This is a genomic window from Acinetobacter parvus DSM 16617 = CIP 108168 (assembly GCF_000368025.1).
GTDB lineage: Bacteria > Pseudomonadota > Gammaproteobacteria > Pseudomonadales > Moraxellaceae > Acinetobacter > Acinetobacter parvus.
The window spans coordinates 547,884-550,768 of sequence record NZ_KB849211.1; the positions used below are offsets into that span (position 1 = coordinate 547,884).

Here is a 2,885-nt window from a genome sequence, read left to right on the forward strand (position 1 = left end):
GGCGTACTTCCGCCTGTAGGTAAATTATCAATCCTTGTATTTAAGGTTAAAACTTCGCTGTCTAGTTGTTTTTTATTGATTGCATCAGTATCGGCGGTACCCGTTGCCACATTGGTAATCCGTTTTTCTGCGCCTGCACGACCAACCGAAATTGTATTGGCTTCATCAGCCACTGAATTTAAACCAATAGCGGTAGCCCCTGCGGCAACGGCTTTACTGTTAATGCCGAATACGCTGCTTCGGTTAGACAACGCCAGGTTACCGCCCTGTTTGAAGTTATTGATAATATCGGTTGCCTGTGCTGCTGTGACGCTCTGTCCATTGACTTCGGTCAACAAGCTTGGATTGGCAGATAATGCCGCCCATTCTGCTGCGCTGGTTTTAATGACTACGCCATCCAGTGTGGTGACCCCACCGACACTGCTAAACGTTGGTGTGTAGCTGACGGGCGTTAAAAGAGCCTGTGGACCTAAATTACCTGCATAGTCGGCCAAACCGGAGCCGACCGCAGCACCATTTTGCCCAATCACGGTATTACCGGTACCTATGGCGTTGGCATATCCGCCTGTTACTATATTATTTAGACCTATGGCATTACCTCCAACCACAGTGACGGTATTTTTTGTGCCGATGGCTGAACCATACAGATTACTTACGTTATTGCTATAACCTAACGCATTAGTGCCCCAGGCTGAAGAATTAATTATGTTGCCAATACCAACCGCGGTATTTTTCGCAGCGCCATTGTTTTTATTATAGGCACCAAAAGCATTATTGAGGTCTCCATTCGATGCAGTATTCTCAAAACCGACTGCACTGCTATTAGAACCCGATGCAGTATTCTTAGAACCCAATGCACTGCTCCTATTACCCGATGCGGTATTGCCCAAACCTACCGCATTACTGCCTGCACCACTGGCATTATTACTTACACCGACTGCGCTGGCAGCCACACCTGAAGCTATATTTTGACCTTTTTGTACCGCATCAATAAATGCCAGCTTTTCGTCAAAAGTTGGATTGGTATTGCCATCAATGGCTGTAATAGCCTGTAGGTAAATTATCAATCCTTGTATTTAAGGTTAAAACTTCGCTGTCTAGTTGTTTTTTATTGATTGCATCAGTATCGGCTGTACCTGCCTTAACATTGGTAATTTGTTTTTCTGCACCTGCTTTACCAACCGAAATACTGTTGTCTCGGTCAGTTTCAGAGTCGTTACCTAAAGCCGTTGCGCCTGTATGCGTGGCTTTGCTATAACTACCAAAGACACTGCTATTCGTTGCGCTTGCTGTATTGTTAAAACCAACGGCACTACTGCCTACACCTGTTGCATTATTGATGACCCCAACCGCACTACTGGCGATACCTGAAGAAATATTAGATTTACTCCACCCTTGAACATAATCCAAAAAGACCTGTTTTTGTGCCAAAGTGAGCGTAGTATTACCATTAATAGAAACAATGTCATTTGCAGTTACATTGGATAAATCCGAATTAGCTGAAACACTTGAAGAGGTCACAATCGTCGTCACACTACTACCAGTACCATAAGTAATCGTGTTACCATTTATAGAAGCCTCACTCGGCGCACCAAAGCCATTCCCGACTGCTATACTTCCAAACCCTGTTGCCTGATTTCCGTGTCCTAATGCACTACTCGCAATGGCACTTGCTACATTCCTTGAACCCACCGCAGTGCTATGATCACCCGATGCAGCATTAGTATAACCCAATGCACTGCTCATAGCACCCGATGCAGTATTCCTATAACCAAATGCACTGCTAACATAACCCAATGCAAGATTATTAGAACCCACCGCAGTGCTATAAACACCCGATGCATTATTCACATGACCCAATGCACTGCTAACAGAACCTGATGCAGTATTATTATAACCCACTGCACTGCTAAGATAACCCAATGCAGTATTATTATAACCCAATGCACTGCTAGTAATACCCGATGCGGTATTGCCCAAACCTACCGCATTACTGCCTGCACCACTGGCATTATTACTTACACCGACTGCGCTGGCAGCCACACCTGAAGCTATATTTTGACCTTTTTGTACCGCATCAATAAATGCCTGCTTTTCGTCAAAAGTTGGATTGGTATTGCCATCAATGGCTGTAATATTGCCCCTATCTAAAGCTGCAACCGATGTTGCTGTGGTGGTAATCGGAATGCCATCAATTGAGGTAATAACACCGCCTGCGCCTGTGGCAATCACAGCCGTGTTTATCCCTGAACCGATAGCATTTGAAAGTATACCTGTGGCTTGGTTGTTGCTACCGATGGCATTACTTGAAGTTGCGGATGCGGTATTTAGATTACCGACTGCACTGCTATTTTGACCCGATGTGGTATTGAAATAACCGACTGCACTGCTATATCGACCCGATGCAGTATTGCTAACACCGACTGCACTGCTAGCAAAACCCGATGCTTCATTGAAATAACCGACTGCACTACTACCAAGACTCGATGCGGTATTTTCATAACCGACTGCACTGCTTGCTTCACCCGATGCAGCATTCATTACCCCTACGGCACTACTCTTCTGTCCAACGGCAATATTTCCACCTTTTTTGGCTGCATTGATAAAGGCTGCTACTTTGGCTGGGTTGGCTGCTTTGGTTATTGCGACACCATTGGCTGTAAAGGAGTCAATATCATCCAGACTTGTGCCCGCGCCCGTTGTAGTAACTGTGATGCCACCGACTGCGGTAATTTGTCCTGCTGTGGTTGTAGCTGTATGTGCTGAACCTCTCGCTGAACCTAAAGCGGTATCGGTTGTAGTACGAGCATAATTGTCGCTGGCGATTGGCGTACTTCCGCCTGTAGGTAAATTATCAATCCTTGTATTTAAGGTTAAAACTTCGC

Annotated in this window: 1 protein-coding gene and 1 pseudogene; both read right to left on the minus strand. The window is 45.3% G+C overall.

The annotated features are described in order from the left end of the window. Window positions 1-1,067: pseudogene (locus F988_RS15395) on the minus strand (hypothetical protein); the annotation flags it as partial. Further along, window positions 1,033-2,885: YadA family autotransporter adhesin (locus F988_RS15400; RefSeq protein ID WP_004681401.1), on the minus strand; the 1,853-nt coding region annotated here is incomplete at its 5' end. The pseudogene F988_RS15395 and the gene F988_RS15400, both read right to left, overlap by 35 nt.